General features: G+C 52.7%; 20 protein-coding genes. 6 read left to right on the top strand and 14 right to left on the bottom strand.

The features are described 5' to 3' along the window. Window positions 1-34: 34 nt before the first annotated feature. The 4 genes from K3T83_RS13215 to K3T83_RS13200 form a co-directional block, all read right to left on the bottom strand. Entirely contained in the window at window positions 35-712 is a 678-nt protein-coding gene (locus tag K3T83_RS13215; protein ID WP_220203435.1) for a class I SAM-dependent methyltransferase, read from the bottom strand. A 31-nt stretch (window positions 713-743) separates the two neighbouring features. Further along, window positions 744-1,991 carry a diaminopimelate decarboxylase gene (gene lysA / locus K3T83_RS13210; RefSeq protein ID WP_220203434.1) on the bottom strand — a complete coding sequence of 416 codons (1,248 nt, stop codon included), beginning with the start codon at window positions 1,989-1,991 and terminating at the stop codon, window positions 744-746. Window positions 1,992-2,031: 40 nt separating this feature from the next. Then, complete coding sequence (locus K3T83_RS13205; protein WP_220203433.1) at window positions 2,032-3,684, bottom strand: spermidine synthase; 1,653 nt, start codon at window positions 3,682-3,684, stop codon at window positions 2,032-2,034. A gap of 114 nt (window positions 3,685-3,798) precedes the next feature. Further along, entirely contained in the window at window positions 3,799-5,886 is a 2,088-nt protein-coding gene (locus tag K3T83_RS13200) for a tetratricopeptide repeat protein (RefSeq protein WP_220203432.1), read from the bottom strand. A gap of 230 nt (window positions 5,887-6,116) precedes the next feature. Between K3T83_RS13200 and fmt the strand changes: the two genes are divergently transcribed. Continuing rightward, the gene (gene fmt, locus K3T83_RS13195) at window positions 6,117-7,088 is read left to right on the top strand and encodes a methionyl-tRNA formyltransferase (protein WP_220203431.1); all 972 of its coding nucleotides are present in this window, start codon (window positions 6,117-6,119) and stop codon (window positions 7,086-7,088) included. A 65-nt stretch (window positions 7,089-7,153) separates the two neighbouring features. Here fmt and K3T83_RS13190 read toward each other — a convergent pair whose 3' ends face one another. The 8 genes from K3T83_RS13190 to alaS form a co-directional block, all read right to left on the bottom strand. Continuing rightward, window positions 7,154-7,375 (bottom strand): hypothetical protein, encoded by a 222-nt coding sequence (locus K3T83_RS13190; RefSeq protein WP_220203430.1) that lies wholly within the window; start codon window positions 7,373-7,375, stop codon window positions 7,154-7,156. Window positions 7,376-7,602: 227 nt separating this feature from the next. Then, the gene (locus K3T83_RS13185) at window positions 7,603-7,806 is read right to left on the bottom strand and encodes a hypothetical protein (protein WP_220203429.1); all 204 of its coding nucleotides are present in this window, start codon (window positions 7,804-7,806) and stop codon (window positions 7,603-7,605) included. A gap of 274 nt (window positions 7,807-8,080) precedes the next feature. After that, window positions 8,081-8,989 carry an undecaprenyl-diphosphate phosphatase gene (locus K3T83_RS13180; RefSeq protein WP_220203428.1) on the bottom strand — a complete coding sequence of 303 codons (909 nt, stop codon included), beginning with the start codon at window positions 8,987-8,989 and terminating at the stop codon, window positions 8,081-8,083. A 15-nt stretch (window positions 8,990-9,004) separates the two neighbouring features. Next, window positions 9,005-10,111 (bottom strand): endolytic transglycosylase MltG, encoded by a 1,107-nt coding sequence (mltG, locus tag K3T83_RS13175; protein ID WP_220203427.1) that lies wholly within the window; start codon window positions 10,109-10,111, stop codon window positions 9,005-9,007. 2 nt (window positions 10,112-10,113) lie between these two features. Continuing rightward, window positions 10,114-10,599: a Holliday junction resolvase RuvX gene (gene ruvX / locus K3T83_RS13170; protein ID WP_220203426.1), complete on the bottom strand. Its 486-nt coding sequence runs from the start codon at window positions 10,597-10,599 to the stop codon at window positions 10,114-10,116. A 215-nt stretch (window positions 10,600-10,814) separates the two neighbouring features. Further along, complete coding sequence (locus K3T83_RS13165; protein ID WP_220203425.1) at window positions 10,815-13,529, bottom strand: baseplate J/gp47 family protein; 2,715 nt, start codon at window positions 13,527-13,529, stop codon at window positions 10,815-10,817. 95 nt (window positions 13,530-13,624) lie between these two features. Next, the gene (locus K3T83_RS13160; RefSeq protein ID WP_220203424.1) at window positions 13,625-14,962 is read right to left on the bottom strand and encodes a cell division FtsA domain-containing protein; all 1,338 of its coding nucleotides are present in this window, start codon (window positions 14,960-14,962) and stop codon (window positions 13,625-13,627) included. Window positions 14,963-15,081: 119 nt separating this feature from the next. Continuing rightward, window positions 15,082-17,724: an alanine--tRNA ligase gene (alaS, locus tag K3T83_RS13155; RefSeq protein WP_220203423.1), complete on the bottom strand. Its 2,643-nt coding sequence runs from the start codon at window positions 17,722-17,724 to the stop codon at window positions 15,082-15,084. 282 nt (window positions 17,725-18,006) lie between these two features. On the opposite strand from alaS, the gene K3T83_RS13150 reads away from it, so the two are divergent. From K3T83_RS13150 to K3T83_RS13140, 3 genes are all read left to right on the top strand, one after another. Beyond that, a complete protein-coding gene (locus K3T83_RS13150; RefSeq protein ID WP_220203422.1) occupies window positions 18,007-18,564 on the top strand; it encodes an AAA family ATPase in 558 nt (185 codons plus the stop codon). A 106-nt stretch (window positions 18,565-18,670) separates the two neighbouring features. After that, a complete protein-coding gene (locus tag K3T83_RS13145; RefSeq protein ID WP_220203421.1) occupies window positions 18,671-19,144 on the top strand; it encodes a YggT family protein in 474 nt (157 codons plus the stop codon). Window positions 19,145-19,267: 123 nt separating this feature from the next. After that, window positions 19,268-20,233 carry an HAD family hydrolase gene (locus K3T83_RS13140; protein ID WP_220203420.1) on the top strand — a complete coding sequence of 322 codons (966 nt, stop codon included), beginning with the start codon at window positions 19,268-19,270 and terminating at the stop codon, window positions 20,231-20,233. A gap of 81 nt (window positions 20,234-20,314) precedes the next feature. On the opposite strand, the gene K3T83_RS13135 is transcribed toward K3T83_RS13140, so the two are convergent. Further along, complete coding sequence (locus K3T83_RS13135; protein ID WP_220203419.1) at window positions 20,315-20,623, bottom strand: DUF4177 domain-containing protein; 309 nt, start codon at window positions 20,621-20,623, stop codon at window positions 20,315-20,317. A 753-nt stretch (window positions 20,624-21,376) separates the two neighbouring features. Here K3T83_RS13135 and K3T83_RS13130 point away from each other — a divergent pair. Together K3T83_RS13130 and K3T83_RS13125 are read left to right on the top strand one after the other, a co-directional pair. Next, window positions 21,377-22,198 carry an SdrD B-like domain-containing protein gene (locus K3T83_RS13130; protein ID WP_220203418.1) on the top strand — a complete coding sequence of 274 codons (822 nt, stop codon included), beginning with the start codon at window positions 21,377-21,379 and terminating at the stop codon, window positions 22,196-22,198. Between the two features lie 80 nt (window positions 22,199-22,278). Next, a complete protein-coding gene (locus K3T83_RS13125) occupies window positions 22,279-22,896 on the top strand; it encodes a class F sortase (RefSeq protein ID WP_236065116.1) in 618 nt (205 codons plus the stop codon). Between the two features lie 22 nt (window positions 22,897-22,918). On the opposite strand, the gene K3T83_RS13120 is transcribed toward K3T83_RS13125, so the two are convergent. Next, window positions 22,919-23,764, bottom strand: a complete 846-nt coding sequence (locus tag K3T83_RS13120; protein WP_220203416.1) for a sensor histidine kinase — start codon at window positions 23,762-23,764, stop codon at window positions 22,919-22,921. Window positions 23,765-23,920 lie beyond the last annotated feature (156 nt).

The raw sequence follows: 23,920 nt of genomic DNA, 5'->3' as shown, positions 1-23,920 counted from the left end.
CGACTACGGCATGCGGAGAATCATCATCTATTTATTAGCCTTGCTTCTGAGCCAGTACAATCAGGCAGAAAGGCGCATCCGGGTACTTGTGAACGAAGTCGTCAGGTGCATATCCCGGCGGTATGGTGCGAACGGGGATATCGATCACCTGATGTATGGTGCAGCCCTCGTTTGTGAGCGCCTGTAAGTATCCAGCGCGGGTATGAGGCGTGTTCGGCAAGGTGTAATTACTATCAGCGTAACTGAATGCTGTGCGCCAGCCACGATCTATGGCGTCGGGATGGAAATCGGTAATCAGGAGATAGCCGTTGGGCTGCACCACGCGGCAACACTCATGGATGGCTCCGGCGATATCTGGCAGATGGCAGAGCATCAGCGCGTTGATCAGGAAATCGAACTGGCCCGTTGCAAAGGGGAGGCCATCGGTGAGCGAGGCGAGGTGAAAATCAATCTGTCGCCCCTCCTGTTGTGCCTTCTGCTGGGCTTTCGTCAGCATCTCCGGCGATTGATCGATAGCCGTAACATGGATGTCGCGTCGTGCCAGCGACAGTGCATGTCTCCCGGTGCCGGTTCCCACGTCCAGTGCATGAGTGACTGGCAACGAAGAGATCAATTCGGCGACACGCGGCTCCTCCACAACGATTAAGGGGTTCTGTTCGCTGTCATAGGTGGATGCCCAGATTGCGTAGCCCTCCTGGGTACTGACTTCCATAAAAACCTCTTTCAAGTGGTGATAATGCTGCTCATCCCTCAAGTTCCAACGTGCGGAAATAATCATCAATAGTTTCCGCACGTCTGATTAATTGTATATCACCATTTGCCCTCAGAAGCAATTCGGCTGAGCGCAACTTGCCGTTATAATTAAAGCCCATCGAATGACCGTGCGCACCAGTATCGTGAATGACGAGGATATCGCCAGTATCAATTTTCGGTAGCTTGCGGTCAATGGCGAATTTATCGAAGTTTTCACAGAGCGAGCCAACCACATCGTAAGTATGCGAGGCGGAAAGTTGCTCCTTCCCAACAACCGTGATGTGATGATACGCGCCATAGAGGGCCGGGCGCATCAGGTTGGTCATGCAGGCATCGAGACCGATATAGTTTTTGTAGGTCTCTTTTTGATGCAGCGCCGTCGTGACCAGATAGCCATGAGGACCGGTAATCAACCGACCGCATTCCATTACGATCTGTAACGGGTGCAGCCCGTTCTGCACAATCTTGCTGTGATAGAGCGCCTCAACTCCTCTGGAAAACGCTCCAAGATCGAACGCTATTTGGTCGGGCCGATAAGGAATGCCGATGCCTCCGCCAAGATTGACGAATGAGAATGTGATGCCTATCTGCTGCGAAAGAGCCACTACCAGATCAAACAGCATATTCGCCGTCTCGATAAAATACTGCGGGTTGAGTTCATTGGATGCGATCATGGCATGCAGGCCGAAGCGCTTCACTCCCTTCTCTTTCAGGATAGCATAGGCGCGAAAAAGCTGGTCGTAGGTCAGGCCATACTTGGCATCCTTCGGGTTGCCGATGATCGCGTTGCCCTCGCGCTGTGGACCCGGATTGTAGCGGCAACTGATCAGGTCTGGGAGACCGACGTGTTGCTCCAGGAAGTCGATATGGCTGATGTCATCGATATTGATAATCGCCCCCATCTCTTGCGCCTTGCAATACTCTTCCGCTGGCGTCTCATTGGAGGTCAGCATGATATCCGTGCCGATGATACCGACTCTTTCTGCAAGCAGCAACTCCGGTAGCGAACTACAATCCGCCCCGAAGCCTTCCTCTTTGAGGATGCGCAGGATGGATGGATTGGGCAGTGCTTTCACCGCAAAGTAGTTGGTAAAGCCATCGGTCCAGGCAAACGCTTGCTTCAATTGCCGCGCCGATTGTCGAATACCCGCCTCATTGTAGATATGAAACGGCGTGGGATAGCATGCAATAATTTCTGCCAGTTGCGCTTGTGTGAACGGCAGGGTTTTCTCTGTCATCGTTGTGAACCATTTCCAGGCAGGCTTATATTATTTAAAGTCACTGGTTGCCCTGCTCAACCGCTCCTAAAATGACTGTATCGATCATCTGCTCAATAGGTGCGCGATCATCGGTAAAGTAGACGTGGGCCTGTTTCTCTTCGCGCATATCCCCACTGTTGAGACTGGAATAGGCCACATTTTGCAGTGTGATGTTGGTGAGCAGATTGGCATTTGCCCGAAAGTTGTCCAGCGCGGTAGGGGCGTTGGTGGCAATGACCAGGGTGTTAGAGAAGCGTTCGGTATTAATCATATAGACATTGGGGAAGACCGTTTTCATATTTTGTGCCATCGCATTGACGAGGCGAAAGTCGGTGTTGGTGCGCCCGATATTGATCACCGCCACACCAGTTGGCGTGAGGCGAGAGCGTACTTCTTGAAAGAACTGCGTTGTGGTCAATTGGAATGGGATGTAGGGCTGTTGATAGGCATCGATGCCGATGATATCGTACTTGTTCGAGGTGGTTTGCAGATAATAGCGCCCATCCTGCACGATGACGTTGAGGTTTGGCTCGTTCATCTGAAAATATTTGCGGCCCATATTAACAATCGAATCATCAATCTCAACACCATCGATAGGGATTGGCCCATAGGCAGCCGTGAACTCGCGGGGAGAGGTTCCCGCACCCAGACCGATGATGCCGACGCGATGGACTTGATCGGGTGTGAAAGGCGGTTTGTTAAAGTAGGGCGCGACCATAAAGTAATCCCAGGGGCCTTGCGTGAGTACCTGATGAGGATTGTAGATGGAGTGAACGCCGAGACCTTCGTTTAAGATCAACTGCGTCTCGTCGCCAACTTTGACCACCTGAATATAGTTGTAGCCTGACTCATGCTCTGCAATCAGCTTACCGTTGCCATCGGTCAGGCTAGGTGGTTTGATCGGTCCCTGAATGCCGGTGAGCAGCCCTACCAGCGGGATGATCAACAGAAGCGTGAGCAGGCGCTTGCCTGGTTTTTGGGGGAACAATGGTCCACCATCGTTACGCCCGGTAATCAGGCCGATCAGCGAAATCAGCAGCAAAGCGGCGGCGAAAACAAAGAAGGTATAGCGCGTACCAATATCGGGAATAAGGACGAGGACAGGTAGGAAGGTGCCAACGATACTGCCGCCAGTAGAAATGGCGTAGAGCATGCCAGCGGTTCGTCCCGACTTGCCAACCTGGTCCACGCGCAAACGGATCGCATAGGGCGAGACGCAGCCCAGCAGGATCATCGGTATGGCGAAGAGCAGAATTACCGAGACCAGCGAACCATAAAAGACGCCGATAGAATACGTGGCGAAGGCGCTCTGTGACCAGAGCAGGATCGGACGTGCAACGACGGGGATAAGTGCGATCAACAGGGAGGCAACGGCGGTCATGCTATAGAGGACGGCTGGCGATGGGTAGCGGTCGGCGACGCGGCCACCGACGTAGTAGCCAACGGACAGGTAGAGCAGAATCAGCCCGATCAGGTTGGCCCAGACAAACAGTGAGGTGCCGAAGTAGGGCGCGAGCAAACGTGATGCCGACATTTCAACCGCCATCGTCGTTGCACCCGCCACAAAGACCTGCACAATCAACAACCAGCCCTGATATGTATGACTTGCACTGGGGGCAATTGTCTCTTCCGCTTTTTTGGTCTCGTCGGAGCGAGGAGTTGCAGTAGACATAAGTGAGAAACTCTCTTTCGTTAGCAGACAGGTAAACAATCAACGCAGGCAAGGACGGTTTTTCACCTGCGTCGTGTTGCGCTTGGTTGGCAGCAAGATGAAGAAGAAGACAGATTATGGTTGTTGCGTCCGCGACCCTCCTAAAAATTGTCCAAACACCTGTTTTTGTCTCTTCAGCGCCTCCTGGCATAGAAGCGCATAGGAGGCTCGTCCCATCTTCTCTTCGAGCGCACCGAGAAAGTTCTCCAATAAAACAACGGTGGGATCTTGCTGTGCTTGCCGGAGATTGAGAGCGGCGAGCAACACCGCCATCGCCTCCGTTGACAAGCCTTCTTCATATAAAAGTACACCCATGTTGGTTAAAACCATGCCTCGATTTTGCTGCTCTCGAAAATTATACCCCAACCTGAGTGCTTCCAGGTAGTAGCTAAAAGCCTGGCGAAAATCTCTCATGCCATGATAGAGCAGCCCCAGATTGTGGAGCATGATGCTCTGCAAATTGATATCGCCGCACTGATAGGCCAGCGCCAGCGCTTTTTCAAAGCAGGCGAGAGCCTCGGTATGTGCCTCCTGCATGCGCAACAGTTCACCCTGGTTTGCTAGCGTTGCCGCCTGACCTTTGAGGTCGCCAATCTCTTGCTGAATGAGCAATGCCTGCTCGAAATACGACTGGCTCTGTTGTTGCTCGCCGAGCCGACCATACAACATTCCCACATGGCTATACACCAGCCCTTCATCGCGTTTGTTCAGATGACCAAAGGGAGGAAGCATGGCCGTGTAGATGCCGATCAGGGTGTTCCAGGCACCCCAGTTGACCATCTGCTCGTGTAGTCCTTCTTTGAAAAGAAGATCGCACGCGTCCTGCCAGTGCCAGCCCTGACAGAGATGCCGTAGCGCCGCCACCAGTAGATTGATATCTTGTAAGCCTCTGCGTAGTTCTCGTGGAGGGCATTGTGTGCTGGCAAGCCGCTGATAATAGGAGGCAACCTGCATATGTCCCTCCGCGATTGCCACGCGTTGTGCTTCGGGGCCACCTGGAAGCGCGGATGGTGGTGGCGTCGCACCTAACGCTGCCTGCTCCCCGTTCAGGCGGCGCTCGTTTCCTTCCAGATAGTGTTCCAGTACGTACTGGCGCAGCAATTGATGGAGGGTATAATATACCTCTTGACCTTTCAGAAGTGGCTGGACGAGGCGCAGGTGCATGAGCAGATACAGTTCGTGTTCAAAGGCGGCAAAAGAGCGCTCGTTTGTCGGATCGTTGCCGGTCGTCATCGTAAAGATCCCCGTCGCCGGTACAGGTTCACTAAACAGGCTGAGGGTGCGGATCAGCGCGCTTTGAATTGGGCTGAGGTAGTGATAGATGCCTGCGATGAGGTGGGTGGTCACATCTCCGGCCCATAGCGCCTGATAATCGGGCGCATTGAGCAGCGTGGTGAGGGGAAGGCCGCTCAATTGGAGTAACGCGTTGAGGAGAACCAGGGCAAAGACATGCCCGGTGCAACGCTGCCAGACCAGCGAAAGTTCTTCCGGTAGCGCTTGGATGCCAAGCCGTTGCAGCAAAGCCATACCTTCGGGTATCGTGATCTGCGAGACCAGATAGGACCGTACGCGGCTTCCTTCCATCTGTTCATCGTAGGGTGAGTTGTAGCTCGTCAGGAGAAAACGGCTGGTGCCGAGGTCTTTTTGTAATAGATCGAGGAAGAGCAACAGCATACCGCGCCCTGCGACGCCCTGGCTGGTTTCGGGGTGCAGCAGAGATTCAAATTGATCCAGAACGATCAATGCGTTCGCCTCTGGTCGCCGCAATGCCTGCAAGAGAGAGGCCATCTGTTCCGCCGGTGTCTGAAGGAAGAGGCTGGGATCTGGCATTTCCACGCCGGTTAAGATGGCAGAAATGAGATCGGGCAGCGTGGTATATGTGCCGATGCCAAGCCAGAGCAGGTAGTGCGGCGCGGGTATATTGCTTTGCTTTGCTAGCAGGAGACGATTGTACAACAGACCGGCCAGCGCCGATTTGCCAACGCCAGGTGAGCCAACTACCATAACCGCGCTGCTCAGCGGGTCACTCAACATACGCTGTATTGTATTCACTTCGTCCGCGCGTTGCATCATCGACTGAGGATCGATAGGGGGCGGCGTGGTGGTAGTAATACCGAAGAAAGCAGGTTGTGTATCTGGTAATTGAGGCTGTATTACGGACATCTTTTCATTACTCCCGGCTGGTCGTCCCCTGAATAGGTGCTGTCCAACTCTCTGTGAGAGGGAAGGAAGCGACAGTTGATATCAACTGCAAGTATAACGTGATAGAAGCAGACCAAAGTGATATGGTAGCCTGAATGTGCTACTATAGAGCCGACCCTGAACGGATCTATAAACAGAACCATTTTCATACTATTAACCATAGAGATAATCAGAGAAGAAGAGGAAGTCAATTGCTACGAATTATTTACATGGGAACGCCACAATTTGCTGTTCCCGCGTTAGAGACCCTTATAGAATTACGCTTTCCCGGTACACTTTTGCCGGAGGGCTACGAGATCGTCACCGTCATTACGCGGCCAGACAAGCCAGCTGGTCGTGGACGAGGGATTGTCTATTCGCCCGTGAAGCAGGTTGCTCTGGCACATGACATTCCTGTCTGGCAGCCAGGATCGTTCAAAAAAGCGGAGAACAGCGCAGCGCTTGCAGCGTATCATGCAGACCTGTATATTGTAGCGGCTTTTGGTCAAATTTTACCACAAACCGTCCTCGATCAGCCGCGCTATGGGACGTTGAACATTCATGCATCGTTGTTGCCAAAATATCGCGGGGCCGATCCTATCGCCGAGGCTATCTTGCAGGGAGATCAGGAGACGGGCGTATCGATCATGCTGCTGGATGCCGGCATCGACACTGGTCCAGTCCTGCTCGAACGTCGCATCCCCATCAGCGACGACACCACCGGTACACTCACTCCGAAACTGGCGCAACTGGGTGCTGAGGCGTTGCGTGAGGCGCTGCCAGGCTGGATTGGGGGCACGATCACGCCAGCGCCGCAGGATGAAACAAAAGCCTCGCATACCCGTATGCTGAAAAAAGAGGATGGCGAGATGCATTGGGAGCGTCCTGCACGCGTGCTGGCCCGCCAGATTCGCGCTTTTCATCCCTGGCCCGGAGCTTACACCCATTGGCGCGGCAAGTTGCTCAAAATTCACTCCGCGCGTGTTCTTCCTCTAGAACCAGGTGCTAACGTGCAGCCTGGAACCGTCGCCACGCGCGAGGAGGCCGGGCATAAAGTGATGGCGGTTGCGACCGGTAAGGATATGTTGGTGATCAAGCAGGTGCAGCTGGAGGGGAAAAAAGCGATGGAGGCCGAAGAGTTTCTGCGCGGTTATGCTCATATCATGGGAGAGGTGCTGGCATAGTGAGATCAATAAGATTGAATGCATGTGCAGAGCAAAGGCATGCATTCAATCTTCTGTCTACCAGCTTATTTAGCAACCGCCTTTGGGCGCGTCACGAGAGCAGCAATGATCCCAAGCACCGTCAACACTGCGAAGAGGAAGACGTGTTTGAGATGTACCGCAGTCGGATTGCCAGAAACGAGAACGTGATTGACGCCGGGGATGACGTAGTAAATGGTAATCAGTAGCGCAACTATCGCAACGGCGATAGCCCCATAGAACAAACCGGGATTCTTTGCATTATCCATACTTCCAGACCTTCTTTCCAATGCATCTCTCATAGATAAAATAGACGATTAACGCTTTTGCAAAAATGTTGTTGTTGTGCTATCTTATCTACAATCAACGCTTTTTAGAGAACTACTGTTAATGATGTCTTTTGGGCAAAAAATACGCTCCATATATAAGACGAAAGAAACACGGAATATGTAACGTCTCTTTGCTAGATCGATCGGAAAGATGTCTGTGTAAGCAGCTAGCTGGCAGTTGTATCAGACCTTCCCGGCTCTTTTGCCAGAAAGAGAGAGACAATGCCCGCAACTACGACGACCGCTCCAACGCCAATAGCGCCATATGAGCGCAAGGGATGGTCCCATTGCAGCAGAAAATAGAGACCAGTAGCTATCAAAGCAACACCAATTGCCATAACGATAGCAGGCCAGATGGGGGATTTCGTCATCGATACAATTCCTCCTCGATTATGATGGATACGTGCGTTGAATAACCCCAGGTAATATTATTGTAGCAAACGTTGCAAATAGCTCACGCGAGGCAAGGCTCGCTTCACCTCAGGAGAGCTTACAGACGCACTAATAATGTATTGTAATAACGTGCGAGGTGACCTACATATCCTGCGTAGATCACCTCGCACAGCCCATAAATGCTTGAATAATGTGAACAATATATGTCTCGCGTTATGGGAAGACTATTTGATTTTGTTATTCAGTGAAAAATTATACTTTACCCTGTAATACAGTCAGGAAGAGGATCAGCGAGAGCAGGCCGAAGCCCCAGCAATAATAAGCGAAGGGATCGAGGCGACCAGTCTCAAAGTATTTGGTCAGGAATTTTGTGCTAAGAAAGGCTGCGATGCCGGATAATACCACGCCACAGATAATCAGTATCCAGTTGGAGGTTGATTGTCCAAAGAGGGTAGGGATTTCGAGAGCGCCCGCTGCAAAGATAATTGGTGTGCCGAGCAGGAACGAGAAGCGGGCGGCATCGGTATGCGTCAGGCGAACGCCCAGTCCAGCTGCAATGGTCATGCCAGAGCGAGAGATGCCGGGAATGAGGGCCAGAGATTGCGCGAAGCCAATAATCACCGCCTCTTTCCAGGTTAACGAACTAAGAGGGCGGAAGTGGGCCTCTCTTTCTTTAGGGGAAAGGGTTTGCAATTGATACTCGGCTCGACGGCGGAAGCCCTCGCCCAGAAAGAGCAGAGAACCATTGATGATCAGGAAGGTTGCAGCGAGCAGGGGAGAAGCAAAAAACTCTTTAATACGATGCTCCAGCAGCACACCTAACAGACCGGCGGGAATACTGCCGATGATAATGAGCCAACTCACCCATTCTTCCGTTCCAGTCTGCACTCCGCCCCGTTTCACGCTGTTGATCAGTGTTTGAATAACCTGGAGCCAATCGCGCCAGAAGTAGGCGATGAGTGCGATGCTGGTTCCCAGGTGTAGGGCCACCACGAATGGTAAGAAACAACTGTCCCCGCCACACGCTGTATCAGTTGACATATTGGCCCAGCCCAGGAGTCCCGGTATGATTACCGTATGTCCCAGGCTGCTAATAGGAAATAGTTCTGTGACCCCTTGCAGCAAAGCTATCGCGATAGCTTGCCAGATATTCAGATTCATTTGTTTTTACTCTTTTCATCCATTGTTAACAGCAAATTGTTGTTTGAGTTGCTCAAACTCCTGTTGCGTTTTTGCAAATTTTGACGCACCATGTCCACCTTTATAAGCAAAAAAGTAATAGTAACCGGTTTGCGGTGGGGCCGCCGCCGCCATCATGCTAGCCAGCCCAGGGCTGCAAATAGGCGTTGGTGGAAGCCCTTTATGGGTATATGTATTCCAGGGACTATCGCCAGCGGTATCGACGCCACCGGTCTGTAATGGTTGCCAGTATTTTTGCGGCGTTTGCTGGCTGTCTCGTGCATACTGAACGGTGGGATCGGCCTGGAGCAATCCGACCGTTTCGTTGCTGGGTTTAAAGGTTCGGTTCCAGTAGACGCTGGCAATATTGCCACGATCTCCGGGATAGGCGGCCTCACGTTCAACAATTGAGGCCAGGGTTAACATTTGATAGAGCGACATCTGGTGCTGTTTAGCCTGTTGCTCCAGGTTGTTTTGTTGCACCGTGTTGACCATTGCGTCCAGCATGAGATCGATGACCTTTGTTGCATCGGCATCGACGGGAATATCGTAGCTGGCGGGGAAGAGCAAGCCCTCCATGCTCTGGTTAGCGGGAACCATCTTCACTAAAGGATATTTATTGTAATCCGGGAAGGTTTTCACCTGTTTGGTATATTTGAGAAAATCTTGCTCTTTGAATTTGACCAGCCCGGCATCGGCGAGTTGCTTCGCCATCTGTTCCAGTCGCCATCCTTCGAGGATCGTGACCGTAATGGCATCAGGTTGAGCGTTGAGCAGTTCATCAACGATCTTATCGATGGTCATGCTTGAACTAAGTTTTTTATACACCCCCGCCTGCAAGTGGGTATCTAACCCCTTGACGCGCGCCCAGACGCGAAAAGCCAGAGCATTGCGGATCAAGCCTTTGGATTGGAGATCATCTGCAATCTGTGCCGTTGACTCGCCTTTGCTAATTTTGAAGGGAATCTGCTTGCCCTGGCCATTGGAGGCGGCAGGTTGAAAGACATCGGCCACTGTGTTTGAGGCTTGATAGACAACAAAGAAAATAAGTAGGCCTAATAGGAGTACGGCTATAATAGCGGCTCGTGATCGCGGTTGTTTCATGCTTATCTATCCTCCGTCTTGCTCTCCAGGGAGTCCAGATAGTCCTGGAGAAAGACGGCAGCGGCAAGGGCATCGATTTGCTGGCCTCTCTGCCGTCGTTTACTCTGAGTACGTCGCTGGCTGGTACGTCGTTGTCTTCTGCCACCCTCATTCTCATTACGTTGTATGAGCAGACGTTGTGCTTCAACGGTCGAAAGCCGCTCATCCCAGAAGGTGAGCGGGACAGAAATATGTGGCTGAAGGCGCTCGGCGAAAGCTTGCACACGTCTGGCCTGAGCATGGATTTGCCCATCCAGGCTAATCGGCAGGCCAATCACCAGCCCTTCAGCCTCAGTTTCACGGATTAGCTCCTGAACGGCCTCCCAGATTTGAGCTTCATTGCGGGATACGTGTAGTGTTGTGTAGGGTGATGCGAGAAAGCCGCTGGTATCGCTGATTGCAACACCAATCCTGGCCTCGCCAACGTCAAGAGCCAATAATCGCGTCATGTTTATGTAACCTGAAACCCTTACATGCATTATAAGCTAGATGCCATAGATACCCATTGCATTCTAACGAAGAAGGGTAAAGTTTGTCCAGTACTTATTTATAGCATGCCGTCTACTTATATAGTAGTATACACAGAAAATAACAGAAGCTCATAGAAGTAAGGGGTAATAGCGCCAAAAATTAGTACTACTACCCCTTATTGATCGCATTCTCTCTACTTCTTCGGTGCCGTGCCAGGCACAAACACGATATGGATATTGGGCGTCCAGGTTGTCACCCAGGAGACAAAGCCGGGGGATGTTTGAATAGAGACATCCTGCACATCTTTGAGCCCCTTGAGCAGACGGGTGGCATCGGGAATTTGTTTGCCCGCTACCAGCGTTTGGACCTGCTGTATCGTGAGATTGGGAATGGTCTGAGCCTGCGCCTTAAAGTTGAGTGTCAATGCCGTTCCCTCGCCACTCTGTTTGAGTTGCTGGATCTGTAAAGGCTGGCGAGCATCGTGTGAAACGATATAACCCTTATAATTCTGATCCTTTGCCAACAAGGTATTGAGTTGCTGAATAGTAGCATTTTGCAAGGCTGTGTGGCGAACAATCATCAACGTGACGGTGGCGGATAACTCAGCCGGGAAGGTTCCGCTCTTCGCAGGCGTTTTGGCAGCCGGTGCTTTACTCAATGTGGCGTCGATTTTACGTGTGCCTACGATGTCTCCCTGCCCCACCTTCTGCTGCTTCACCCAGGCATCGATATCACTTTGCAATGCATCTTGCAGGGTTTTTTTGACAGCATCAAGATCCTTCTGGCTCACTACTGTCGCATTGCCCGCACCCCCTCCAGTGGTCGCTGCGGCATTGCTGACCAGCAACTTCAGGTTGGCCGGCGTCATATTGCTATCGCTGGCTTTGGCAATCTGGCTCTGGCTGTCGTCGGGAATTACCGTGATCGTCCCGCTCTTGACGTTGCCAGCGGGACCGGGACTCTGCGCCTCGATAGGCACCTCCGTTGTATTGCCAACGTTGCTGCCAGGAGGGGGAACGACGGCGTTTGCTGTGGTGACGAATTTCTGTCCATTGGCTCCGGCTGTGGCAACAATCGTACCAGTAGGAACTGTCACGAGCGATGTACCGTTGTTGGTGAAGAATACACTACCAATCGCGGTCTGATTGTTGATCTTTTCAGTGCCGGTAGCTGTTCCCGTACCACTTTTGGTAAAGGTTCTGGTCAGTTCATCGCCGCCAATCATCGTTCCTGTCGCCTGCTGGTCTTTTGCCAGTTGTCCCGCTGACACGACCTTTAAGGCGATGTCATGCGTATAAGTGTGTGACGGGAGCGTGACAGTGACCTGCGCGGATGGAATAAAGTAGGCGAGGGCACCAACGAAAAGCAATATAAGTATGATAACGAAAATGGAGATATAGGCTGCAATGTTGCGCTGTTGGGTCGCCGCCGCTCTTCCTGCTCGTGAGCGCTGGGGCGCTGGCTGACGAGCGGGTTTGTCTTTGGGCCGTTGTTGCGGACGTGACAGCCCTGGCCTGCTGCGTGCTGGTGTACCTGGGCGATTGCTGGCAGGTGCGACTGGAGCGCCTGGACGGTTGCTGGCTGACGCCGCAGGGCGTGCAGGCTGTGCCAATCCTCCACTTCTCGATAGCGGCCTGGAAGCGGCTGGAGATAGTGGTTTGGATGTGGTCGGAATGACCCGCGTGGGTCGCTCCTGGACCGGAGGCAGGGCATCCTCGTTCCCTAGATCTGGTCGTGTTGGCCGGGGCGTTTTCTTCAGGTTTCCTGAGCGACTGCCGCGCGTCGAAGGCTCTCGTTCAGGCTCAGGTTTTTGTACCGGCTTGCTGGTATGGATCTCGTCTTCCCAGTCGTGGTGGGTGATGGGAGGAGCGTCGGAAAAGATCTCAAACGCGCCTTGATCGCCCATATCTTCGATATCATGGTCAAGGATGCCTGTTGGCATCTCGGCGATATCCTGAACCGCCTGCTGCTCGGTTGTGTCAGATCCCTCCAGCGAGACGCCACCGCGTTGTTCTGCCCGGACTGGTGGCTTAGAATCATCCTCCATAGAGGCGAAAGGATCATCGACCGGGTGCGGCAAGAGAACGGAGCGATGGGGCGGCCTCGGTTCTGCTCGAGGAGGAGCCTCTTTGAGTGGCTCGACCTGCGGGGTTGCCTTGTTCGCTGTTTCGTTGCTGGCAGCGCGGCGAATATCCTGCGCCAGTTGAAAATCTTCAAATAGCAGATCTGGTTCCTCGTCGATCTGTTCGGGCGAGAGTGGATGGATCGCAGGCATGGGCGTAACTGGCGGCGGTTGAGGAGCCTCGTTACGACTATACTCATAGGGAGCCTCTTTCTCCGATATATCAAAGATAGGGGGAGAAAATGGCTCCTGGAGCTTGCCAGTGGTCGCCTCATCTTCCTGCACTGGCTGGCTTTCAACGTTTTTGACCGTGTTTTTTGGTGGCAGCTGCCCGGAAGGTTTGGCCGATTTTGCTGGTAACGGTTGGGATTGAGGCCGCGCAGGAGAGGCTGAAGCAGAACTGCCAGAACGGGATGCGCTGCGTGGGCCGCGCGCTTCTGGATCTCTTTGCTTCGACGTCTTGCCTCGACCGGCTGCGCTTGAACGTCCGGTACGGCTAGTCGTAGGACGTGATCGGATGATGGGTGACGATTCCAGAGAATGAGCTACTTTGAACTTGACGGCCTGAGCTACCGAGCGGATTTGTGGATCAGAACTGACAATCAGGACATCCTTGCTTAGCTCGCGTGCCCGCGCGTGCAGAAGCTTCCAGGCGACATGGCTCCGTAACTGCGTCTGTGCGGGAATCACTAGAGTTACGCGCCGCGACTGAATGCTCTCCAGGCGCTCTCGTACGCTTGTTAAATCGTCTTCAGGTCCAATATAAATGGTTTGCTCTTCACTCATAAGCCCAAATTCCCCTTATTGCATCATCAATTGACCTGTTTACTGTACGCATGTTTTTTTGTTATTGTTTGCTCTCCAAATAAGCGGAGTGAAATTTAGATGTGCATGTTATCGATGACCCGTTCGAGCGCTCTCTCCAGAACGTTATTTTCATTTTGTAAGTCGATCGCCTGATAAGCCAGGGCCATCGGCGTAATATCCTGCGCATTGATTAACATGCCTGCCGGGTCGCCGATGCTGGCAACCATTTCTGGTAGAACTGTGCGAATGATTGGTTTGCGTGAAAAGGGTAGGCGCTCTGTCCAGGGGAACGTTTCGAGCTTCTGGTAAAGATCTGTCAGTGCCGAACCACCACCGACGACGTAGATCGCTGGCGGGAGAAGTTCACCCTTTGATAATTCTTCAATAAGCAGTTCTATGCTATCCATCCAGGTCTGACATTCGGGGGCCAGAATAGCCTCGATCTCATCCCGGCTGGCTCCTTTGATTTCCCCATTACTATAGCTGATTTTGAGCCGCTCGGCATCTTTAATCGAGATACCTTTGCTGGTGGCGATACGGCGCGTAAACGTGCGACCGCCGAGGGCAAACATGCGCGTCTCTTCGATGCCCCCCTGTCGCACCAGGGCAATATCCGTTGTGCCGCCACCCACATCGATAAAAATAGCTCCGCTGTCGGCTCCGGCATTCGTACTCAGGCAGCGAGCCAGTGCATATGGCTCCGCCACGATAGCCAGCAAGGTCAGGTCTAATCCCTGTGCCACAGCTTCTAAGGCTCCTAGTTGCATTAGGGGAGCGAAGGCGCTGAAGAGCGTCAGGGAGAAGTGACGGCCTTTGAAGCCAATGGGATTGGTGACGTTCTGTCCATCGATGCGCACAGAAATAACCGCCGCATTGGTCAGGCGCACTTCAATATTTGAATAGCCCGTCTCGGCGGCGATGCGCTCTTTGGCGCTTTTGAGCAAGCGCTGTTGCGCGCCAGTGATCAACCCATCCAGTTCTTCGGGCGTAATCGGGCGGCTCGGATGTTGCCGCTGCCGGGCTACCGTTACCGAACTGCCTTTGACCAGTTCTCCCGCGATGCCAATGATGGCGGAAGGCGCGATCTGCCCCCCCGCCGCTTTTTCCGCCTTGAGCAGAGCCTCGTTACAGTTGGCGATGACTCCTGGTATGTCTGTGACGATGCCATCGGACATGTGCGTGAAACTTTGTGGATGACGCCCCACCCCTAATACCTCGGCCTGATCCCCTTGCATCTCCACGATAATTGCTTTGGCATAGGCTGTTCCGACATCAAGTGCGGTAAAAAGTTGACGCTGACCACCGTTACTGAAGTTCTGGAGGTCGTCATACTCATCATCTATGCCATAATCTAGCTCATCCTCTTGCCTACGCGCGAGGAATTGACGCAGACTTTGCCAGAGACCCTTCATCTTCTCTCATTCCAAATCTATTGTGACTCACTGCCAGCAAAGGGACGTGCCTCCAAATGTTCCAGACCATGCCGCTCCTCTTGTACGTTATAGCACAAAAGTCGCTCCAGTGGCAAAGTTCATTTAAGATTTTGTTTCACCAATGGGCCGACCAGATCCAGCGCCGCCCCTAGCTCGGCTTTATTTTTGCCTCCACCCTGTGCCGATTCAGGGCGTCCGCCACCTTTGCCGCCCAGCCGTTGACCAACGGCGGCTGCTATTTTCCCTGCATGCAGTCCTCGTTTGGTCAGCGTGGCATCGACGCTCACCTGAATGGCGATACGCTCATCGAAGACGCCAGCCAGAACCACGACACCAGGTTTCCCTAGTTTAGAACGCACCATATCGCCCATTTCGCGCAGCACTTTATCATCGGGGGCATTGACGCTCGATGCGACAACCGCGACACCCTCGACATTCTGAGCATGCTCAGCGATGCTTCCGGCCTGTTGTAGAGCCGCTTCCCGTTGATATTGAGCGACCTGGCGACGACTGGCAGCAAGCTCCTGCAATAGTTGCTCGGTGCGAGCCTCCAGATTATCCGGCTGGGTTTGTAACTTCGCCGAAAGCGTCTCAACCAGAGCGCTGCGACGGCGCAGATATGCCTCGGCTGCTCGCCCGGTCAGTGCTTCGATGCGTCGAATGCCAGCGGCGATACTGGTCTCCTGAATGGTGATGTAGAGACCGATCTGGCCTGTTGAGACACAATGGGTGCCGCCACACAGCTCCGTGCTGCTTCCCATAGAGACGACGCGCACAAGGTCCTCGTACTTCTCGCCAAAGAGGGCCATTGCACCAATCGTCAGTGCTTCCTGTAAGGGCAGAATTTTTGTATTGACCGGGAAATCGGCGCGTATCCAGCGATTGATCTGCTCGTCCACCTGGGCAAGATCGGAAGGCGTGAGCGCGCGTGGACTGGTAAAGTCGAAGCGCAGGCGCTCCGGCTCTACAAGCGAGCCGCGCTGCTCTACCTGAGTTCCCAGCAGATCGCGCAATGCTTTATGTAGCAGGTGTGTGGCGCTATGGTTGCGCATCGTATCTTCGCGGCGCAGTCCGATCACTTCTGCCTGCACTGTATCCCCCACGCGCAGGTGCCCTTCTAGAATAGAGCCGTAATGAACAATCAAGCCCTTGAGAGGCCGACGTGTATCCTGCACCTGGAAATTGCCCATTGGTCCCGTCAGGTCGCCGCGATCCCCAATCTGTCCACCGCTCTCAGCATAGAACGGCGTGGCATCCAGGATCACCAGCGCCGATTGTGGTGCGCTGATACTGTCTACCTCTTCACTATTTACTACGAGGCCGACGATCTTTCCGCTTCCAGTCACGCCCTGATAGCCAAGAAACTCTGTGGGACCGACGCGTTGCAGAATGTCGGTGAGGGCGCGATCATCGGAGGCCTGGACAAAGGTGCTGGCCGAGCGGCTACGCTCCTGCTGACGTTGCATGGATTGCTCAAAGCCGGAGGTGTCGATGGTGAAGCCATGTTCGGCGGCGATCTCTTCAGTAAGTTCGACCGGGAAGCCGTGTGTATCGTAGAGCTTGAAGACATCTTCGCCGGGGATAACTGTATGGTTTTGTTGTTTCAACTGGTCCAGCTGTTCGTTGAGTAGCGTCAGGCCGGTGTTGAGTGTTTGCCCGAACTTGATCTCTTCCATACTCAACACTTCAACGATGCGGTTGCGCTGCGTGTGTAGTTCGGTGTAGTGGTCGCCCATCTGTTTGATGACGGTATCGGCGGCCAGCGACAGAAACGGCTTATCCAGGCCAAGCAGCTTACCATGACGAACGGCGCGGCGCAGGATACGGCGGAAGATATAGCCGCGACCCTCGTTGCTGGGTAGTACGCCATCAGCCGCCAGGAAGACCAGGGAGCGCGCATGATCGGCGATGACGCGTAGGGAAGTATCGGTTTTCGCGTCTTTGCCATAGTGTGTGTTGGCGAGGTCGGCAAAGTAATCGATGATGGTGCGGAAGATGTCGGTATCGAAGACCGATTCTTTGTTCTGCAACACCATTGCCAGGCGTTCCAGGCCCATGCCAGTGTCGATATTGGTGCGTGGGAGCGGCGTGCGTGTGCCGTCGAGATCCTGATAGTATTGCATAAAGACCAGGTTCCAGATCTCTAAAAAGCGCTCGCAATCGCATCCCGGCTGGCAGTCAGGACGCCCACAACCAAGCTCGACGCCACGATCATAATAGATCTCGGAGTCAGGACCGCAGGGACCGGAGGCTCCAGGCGGCCCCCACCAGTTATCTTCCAGGCGCACAATCGCTTCATCGGGGAAGCCAGCGATCTCATGCCAGTACTGTGGAGCCTCGTTGTCTTCGGGATGGACGGTTGGGTGCAGGCGATCAGCGGGCAGCTTGACGACCTGGGTTAGAAACTCCCAGGCAAACGTGATGGCCTCGCGTTTAAAGTAATCGCCGACCGAGAAGTTGCCCAGCATCTCGAAGAAGGTGAGGGTACGCTGGTTCCCAACTATGTCGATATCGGTTGTACGGAAGCACTTCTGTGCCGAGGTGAGCCGGATGGCAGGAGGGGTTTCACGTCCCAGAAAGTAAGGAATCATCTGCTGCATACCAGCGGTCGTGAGCAGGACCGTCGGATCGTTGCGAGGAACGAGCGAAGAACTGGGAACTTTAAGATGACCCTTGCTCGCAAAGTAATCGAGAAAACGCGCTCGAATTTCAGTACCAGTAAGCACAATATCTACAGACACAGCATCCTCCTCAAATTATAGGGCATCGTTGCTACAACGATGCCCCGACGGTGGGGTCTTGAAACCCGCCTGACCATTTCTATTAAAAATGAAACATTTGCGGTACAAACATTGTATAGAAAGGAATGCTCAACAACAGCATTCTCTAATATGTTGTATGATAAACCCTGGCATGCAAATCCATGTAAATCATAATACGTATTCCGCCTAAGCGCTAAACGGCGTATATATGTATGCGCATTATATCAAAGGAGGGATAGCATCGCAATGGAGAGCGCTTCGATGAGTGGAGAGCGAAAAGATCCACCAGCTATTATAGTACCACAACGATCTCTTGTGGTATTGAGCGGACCGGCGGGCGCAGGCAAAAGTACTTTTGCTCTGCGCGTTATTCAATGCCATAGCGAAGAAGGTTTCCGACCCACGATGATTGTCTCATCAGATCAGTGCCGGGCGCTGGTGAGCGATGATGAGAACAATCAGCAGGCAAATCGCGATACCTTTGATCTTTTCCATTACATCATTTTCAAGCGTATGCTGCAAAATCGCTTTACAATTGCGGACAGTACGGCGCTGCAACCGGAGGCGCGGCACCGTTTGCTTTCCCTGGCCGCCCGCCACAGCTATCATACCTGCCTGCTCATCTTTGATATTCCCCCCGAGATTTGCGCCCACCGCGACAAACAACGAAATCGCCTGGTTGGTGAACAGGTGATCACCTTTCACAATGGCTTGCTCCAACGTGTGATTCAGGAGGCTCCTGGTGAGGGCTGGGACCAGGTGCATATTTTGCGCGATGAGGATCTTTCCGCGCAGATAGAAATTACACGCAACTCATGATACAATGCAATTGATAGTTGCTCGTCATGTCTTTGAAAATAGCCTCTGAAATGCGTTTTCTTTACTAGGATGCTGCTGCCTGAGAGAAGAAGTGGAAAAGAAAACCATGCAACATATACAACTGAATCAGCGGGGGCGAGGGCGCAGGCCCGACGACTTTAGTCTGTACAATGAGAATACCGAGCCTGTGTTTCCAACCGTGACCGCACCCCTACCTGCCAACCAGTTGTTGTTACGCGAACCCTGGTTGAAGCGCTTCTTGCGCGGCGTTGGCCGGTTTTTTGCGGCGGTGATCCGCAAGATCAATCAATTGCTGGCGCTGGTTCTCCTGGTGGCTCTGGCGTTGCTTGCCACCCGCTTTTTGCTCACGCTCTTTGCGATCAAGACCAGTCTGTTTACACAATGGATGTACTGGCTGAGCGAGCCATTGATCCTGCCATTTAACCATTTTCTCCCTACTCTGCCCTATGATGGCTATTATATCGATGGCTCTACACTCGTTGCCATCGTCGCTTATACAGTGGCAATCCTGCTGGTTCGCCAATTTTTCAAGCTCTTCTTGCCCCGACACATGCGTTAAGATTTCATTCAATGCGTTGTCAGGTATTATAATAGGGGCGCAGAGCGGCGAATAGTGCCGCACTGTGACTTCACTTAATGCATTGAACATAGACGCGTTTGTGAAAGGGCATTTCTCTCTTTTATGGATAATGATAATCCGGCAGTCTGGAAGCGACCGGACCTGCAATTTCCTCAGCCGTTTGATACCATTTTTTTCGATGTGGATGGCGTTCTAATCAAAACGCTGGCTTCGTTTCGCGCGACCGATATCGCGGTCGCCGAATACGTCGTGAGCAATCTGCATGGCCTGGATTGGGGTCAGTATCCAGGGATTACATTGCACGATGTCGATCTTTTTAAGCAGGCAGGTGGCTATAATAACGATTGGGACATGTGCTATCTGCTGGCCTCTCTGTTTACAGCCCGGCTGCGCGAATGGAAGGGAACGCCGTTGGCCGAACGGAGCACAGCTGAATGGGCCGTGCTGGAACGAGAGGCGCATCTGCAAGGGCATGGAGGGCGCGAGTGGGTCAATGCAACGATCCCCGCCAGCGCGCGCCTCGATTATGGCATGATCGGCGATCTCTATCACGAATATTATTGGGGGGCCGACGAGCTACGCAAGCGTTTTGGTCGCGAACCGTATTATTTGCCTGAGGCAAAGGGGCTTGTGCATAACGAAGAGATGCTCTATGCACCCGATTTTCCCCGCAAACTGCGTGCCGCTGGCATTCAGCATCTCGGCATGATTACGGGCCGCGTCGGTGCTGAGGTGGATAGCGCTCTGGAACGGATGGAGGCATACAGCGGCGAGCGCTGGTGGGATGTGATTATCCCCGCCGATATCTGTGCCAAACCCGATCCGCGCGCTTTGCGTCTGGCAATCGACCAGGTGGGAACCGGAGGGGGTCTGTATATTGGCGATACCGCCGACGATCACGACCTGATCCTCAACTATCAAGCCGTTAGAGTTGATGGCGAGCCAGAGATGCTTGTTGCCATGCTGGTGCCTGAGAACGAGGTTGAGCTATATCAGCAGCGAGGAAGCGACTTTATCGTGAGATCGGTTGAAGATCTTCTACGGTGTTTGCCGGAAGGCGTGAAATAAATAGAGGTTCTATTGTTGTGGTGTGGGAGTGGGGCTGGTGACCAGCCCCACTCCCACACCACAACAATAGAAGAGGGTGCATCAGGCTGTTTCAATAGTTGGGCTGTCAGGTGATGCTGGTGGTGGAGGCGTTTGTGGTTGGCTGGCAGTTGATGGCGTCTCTGTCGCGTAATCACCCTCCTGAGCAGGTCGTTTAAAGATATAATAGGCCGAGTTTGAAGTGAGGGGTTGGATGCCGACCAGTTCCCAATTCTCTTTGCCTAAATCGTTCATGTAGCGGCGAGCGAAGGCACTGCGCCTTTCGTTGTTGCCAATCTGGGTCTCCTGACCTTCACACGAGATGCGCCCACGATAATCAATGTAGACGACTTTATAGGCCCATTGTCCCATCAGAGTTGCTCCTTTCTGCTCCTGCTTGCTCTCTGAGATGCCAGCAATTCTTTCTTTACTATAAAGAGGCCTGTTGTCTCATACAATGCGCTTGATCATACTGAGACCAGAGGCTTCCTACCCGGATGGCTCCAGACACGTCATATCCGATGGCATGCTCCGTTGAGTACTTTTCTCTATCGTCCCGTTGATTGCGCCTCGCTCGCACAGATCTCATGAGAGAGAGAAATACCTGCGAACATTCTGGTGCATACCGGGTTCCACAATGCGGTATGGTTGCCAGATGCTGGAGCCGTCGAGTAGGACTTCCTCGCACAGTAGAAGTATAGCCCCAAAGCCTTTTCAAAGCACCGCCAGATTCACCAGTTTTTGTAGCTGCCTAAACTATCTGATACCCACCTGTCTATTTCTACAGGCTAATTCGTAGTGGAGCGGTTGATCGCGTTGGTAGAGCTGCTTGTGAGGCCGAACCAACGCGATCAATCGCTCCACTACGAAAGGGGAAATATTACTAGTTTTAGTTGTGAAATGCATGTATTCAGTTCATTTGTTAATAGATATATTTTAATGACTTATGGTTGCATTCGTGCGTACAATGTATGTAGGTTGACATGGCAGAGTTTGATGAAAAAATTGCTAGGAATAGTACGGAAAAACACTATTTGAGCACTCTGCTACCCTGTTGCTCTGTTTGGAAGGACTTGAGGAGAGAGTACTTCCAGGCTATCAATCAGTAGGAGGATAAAAACAATTATGAAGAAACCTGTGAACAGGTGGAGTACAAGACTGTTAAAAAAACCATTACTCTGTTTCTCTTTTGCTTTACTTTTGTGTATGCTCGCTTATGTCTGTCAATCTGTGGATGGTTCTCAAACGCGGAGCAGTTTTGCCGCGAGTACGCCGGTGGAAATTGGCAATCGCGTCTGGCAGGATACTAACCTGAATGGTCTTCAGGATAGTGGAGAGCGAGGCATTCGCAATGTGACCGTGCATTTATATGGGAGCGATGGGAAGTTGGAAGGGACAGAGATCACCGATGCGAACGGTTATTATTCCTTCACGGTTTCCCCGGATAGCAGCTATCAAATTAGACTGGATAATCCGCAGGATTATGCAGTTGGTGGCCCATTGCATGGCAATCAGTTGACAGTGGCAAATAGCGATTGTGAGCATGCAAGAGATTCCAGGGCCGTATTGCCGAATGCGAGTCAGACTATTGCTGTAAAGAACTATCCCCAGGTGAATGTCGATCATCTTACCCCAGGACAAAGCAACGATAACTTTAATATCGGTTTCGTCCAGGGGATGGACAAGTCGCTGGAGCAGAAGAGCAAGTGGGTTGACAGATGCCCTCCCGACTACTCTGACAAGCCTGAGCCAACGGTGGGAGCGCATCCAATTCCAACTGCAACAAGCACCTCGACCGCAGCAAGTACTCCGACGCCGACTGTCGGTGCACAGAAGCCGACGCCGACACCCAAAAAGCCGGTAACGTTACCAACGAGAACTGTTCCTACGACATTTCCCAAATTGCCTGCCACGGGCAGTAACCCGTATGGTGCTGTATTACCGTAGTTGATGATTCAGTGCTGGCCTGTTGCAATCTGGTAATCATGTTGCCACAGGCCATCCGTTTTTGAGAAGGGTGATCCGTGATGAAGATGTTGCGTCGTTACTGGTATGCTTTTGCGCTACTCTTTGTGCTGGCAGGATTAGCGCTCGGAAGTTGGGCCTGGTCCGGCCATAATACAGGAATGAAGACCTCGCACGACGAAGCACATGCGGAGGAAGATGAGCAACCAACGGCAACAGAACCAGCCTGGTGGGAGGGTGCGCGTTTGCTCATTCCTTCCCTACATATCGATGCTCCAATAGAGGCGGTGGGTGTCACGGCTGATGGCAGCATGGAGGTGCCGAAAAATCAGCAGTGGGATGGTGTGGGCTGGTATCAGTATGGACCGGTGCCGGGCGAAAAGGGAAGCGCGGTTATCGATGGGCACCTGGATCGTCCCGGGGGAGCGCCTGCGGTTTTCTGGCATTTGCATGAGTTGCATACGGGCGATACCATTATGCTCGTGACGCATGATGGAAAAACGCTGCATTTCCGGGTGACGATGTTGCAGAAATATGAGCCGCAGCAGGCACCGCTCGACAACATTTTTGGCGATAAATCTGGTTCCTATCTCAATTTGATTACATGTGCAGGCCAGTGGGTTGCCAGCGAGCATCAAACCACACAACGCCTGATCGTCTACACTACTCTGGTCGAGTAGGCTTGTAGCGAGCAAAGAGGCCTTATGCAGGCGAGATCAGCGGTAGCTCAAAAGAGAAGGTCGTTCCCCGACGCTCTTCAGCAGGGGTCTCGTCGGCATGAGGTTCTAAACGGAGTGTTCCCTGGTGGGCCTCAATGATAGATTTGGTGATATAGAGGCCGAGACCAGACCCCTGCCGTGCTCCACTGGTTGCCTGAATGCGTGCATAGGGGCGGAAGAGCGAGCCAATGTCGTTCGATGGGATACTGACGCCCTGATTATGGACCGTCACATGTACCTTATCCTGTGTCGTCCAGACTTTCACTGTAATCGTGGTGCCCTCATCAGAATATTTGATTGCATTGTCCAGCAGATTTCCTAATGCTTGCTGAAGTCGTCCACCATCCCAGTTTCCGATGACGGGAGCGTCGGGCACCTGCAAAACAAAGGTATGATAAGGGGCGACGGGACGCAGTTGATCGACCAGATCTTGCGCGAGCGCGACGAGATCGCACTGGGTACGTAAAAGGGTAAACTGCCCGGAGGTGAGGCGCGAGGCGTCCAGCAGGTCGTCCACCAGCCGTGCCAGCCGCTTGGCCTGACTGACAATGATACGAGTCTGGCGTTGAATAGCTGTGTTGGGCGATGTTGAAGCGTTTGCATCCAGGACTTCAGGGGCTTTGGGCAAACAGGCGTGGCGGGCTAGCATCTGAGCATAGTTGATAATCGGAGATAGCGGGCCGCGCAACTCGTGGGCGATCATTGCCGTGAATTGCTCTTTGCGTGCTAACTGGTCTTGTAGAAAAAGATTTGCAGTTGTGAGTTCGTGTACCTGTCTCTGTAACGACTGGATCAATTCTTCCTGTGTTTGCTCATGCTGCACCTGCATACCCGCTTTTCTCCTGATGTAACTGGCATTATTCTCTGCTGAGTGCTAGAGGTTGTGCAATTAGTATACACCGAAACATGAGAGGTTGCTTCGGAAAGAGCGAATTTATAGGAATATTGGGTAGTTGCTATTGACTATCAAGTTGTATCCAGCTGA

It is taken from the genome of Reticulibacter mediterranei, assembly GCF_016587455.1.
Note: the sequence above shows the minus strand (reverse complement) of the source record. Positions and strands in the feature narration are given on the sequence as shown.

Excerpts from the sequence above, each read along its gene's own strand:
- K3T83_RS13215 (WP_220203435.1), bottom strand. The coding sequence starts at position 712 with ATGGAAGTCAGTACCCAGGAGGGCTACGCAATCTGGGCATCCACCTAT.
- lysA (WP_220203434.1), bottom strand. The coding sequence starts at position 1,991 with ATGACAGAGAAAACCCTGCCGTTCACACAAGCGCAACTGGCAGAAATT.
- K3T83_RS13205 (WP_220203433.1), bottom strand. The coding sequence starts at position 3,684 with ATGTCTACTGCAACTCCTCGCTCCGACGAGACCAAAAAAGCGGAAGAG.
- K3T83_RS13200 (WP_220203432.1), bottom strand. The coding sequence starts at position 5,886 with ATGTCCGTAATACAGCCTCAATTACCAGATACACAACCTGCTTTCTTC.
- K3T83_RS13190 (WP_220203430.1), bottom strand. The coding sequence starts at position 7,375 with ATGGATAATGCAAAGAATCCCGGTTTGTTCTATGGGGCTATCGCCGTT.
- K3T83_RS13185 (WP_220203429.1), bottom strand. The coding sequence starts at position 7,806 with ATGACGAAATCCCCCATCTGGCCTGCTATCGTTATGGCAATTGGTGTT.
- K3T83_RS13180 (WP_220203428.1), bottom strand. The coding sequence starts at position 8,989 with ATGAATCTGAATATCTGGCAAGCTATCGCGATAGCTTTGCTGCAAGGG.
- mltG (WP_220203427.1), bottom strand. The coding sequence starts at position 10,111 with ATGAAACAACCGCGATCACGAGCCGCTATTATAGCCGTACTCCTATTA.
- ruvX (WP_220203426.1), bottom strand. The coding sequence starts at position 10,599 with ATGACGCGATTATTGGCTCTTGACGTTGGCGAGGCCAGGATTGGTGTT.
- K3T83_RS13165 (WP_220203425.1), bottom strand. The coding sequence starts at position 13,529 with ATGAGTGAAGAGCAAACCATTTATATTGGACCTGAAGACGATTTAACA.
- K3T83_RS13160 (WP_220203424.1), bottom strand. The coding sequence starts at position 14,962 with ATGAAGGGTCTCTGGCAAAGTCTGCGTCAATTCCTCGCGCGTAGGCAA.
- K3T83_RS13150 (WP_220203422.1), top strand. The coding sequence starts at position 18,007 with ATGAGTGGAGAGCGAAAAGATCCACCAGCTATTATAGTACCACAACGA.
- K3T83_RS13145 (WP_220203421.1), top strand. The coding sequence starts at position 18,671 with ATGCAACATATACAACTGAATCAGCGGGGGCGAGGGCGCAGGCCCGAC.
- K3T83_RS13140 (WP_220203420.1), top strand. The coding sequence starts at position 19,268 with ATGGATAATGATAATCCGGCAGTCTGGAAGCGACCGGACCTGCAATTT.
- K3T83_RS13135 (WP_220203419.1), bottom strand. The coding sequence starts at position 20,623 with ATGGGACAATGGGCCTATAAAGTCGTCTACATTGATTATCGTGGGCGC.
- K3T83_RS13130 (WP_220203418.1), top strand. The coding sequence starts at position 21,377 with ATGAAGAAACCTGTGAACAGGTGGAGTACAAGACTGTTAAAAAAACCA.
- K3T83_RS13125 (WP_236065116.1), top strand. The coding sequence starts at position 22,279 with ATGAAGATGTTGCGTCGTTACTGGTATGCTTTTGCGCTACTCTTTGTG.
- K3T83_RS13120 (WP_220203416.1), bottom strand. The coding sequence starts at position 23,764 with ATGCAGGTGCAGCATGAGCAAACACAGGAAGAATTGATCCAGTCGTTA.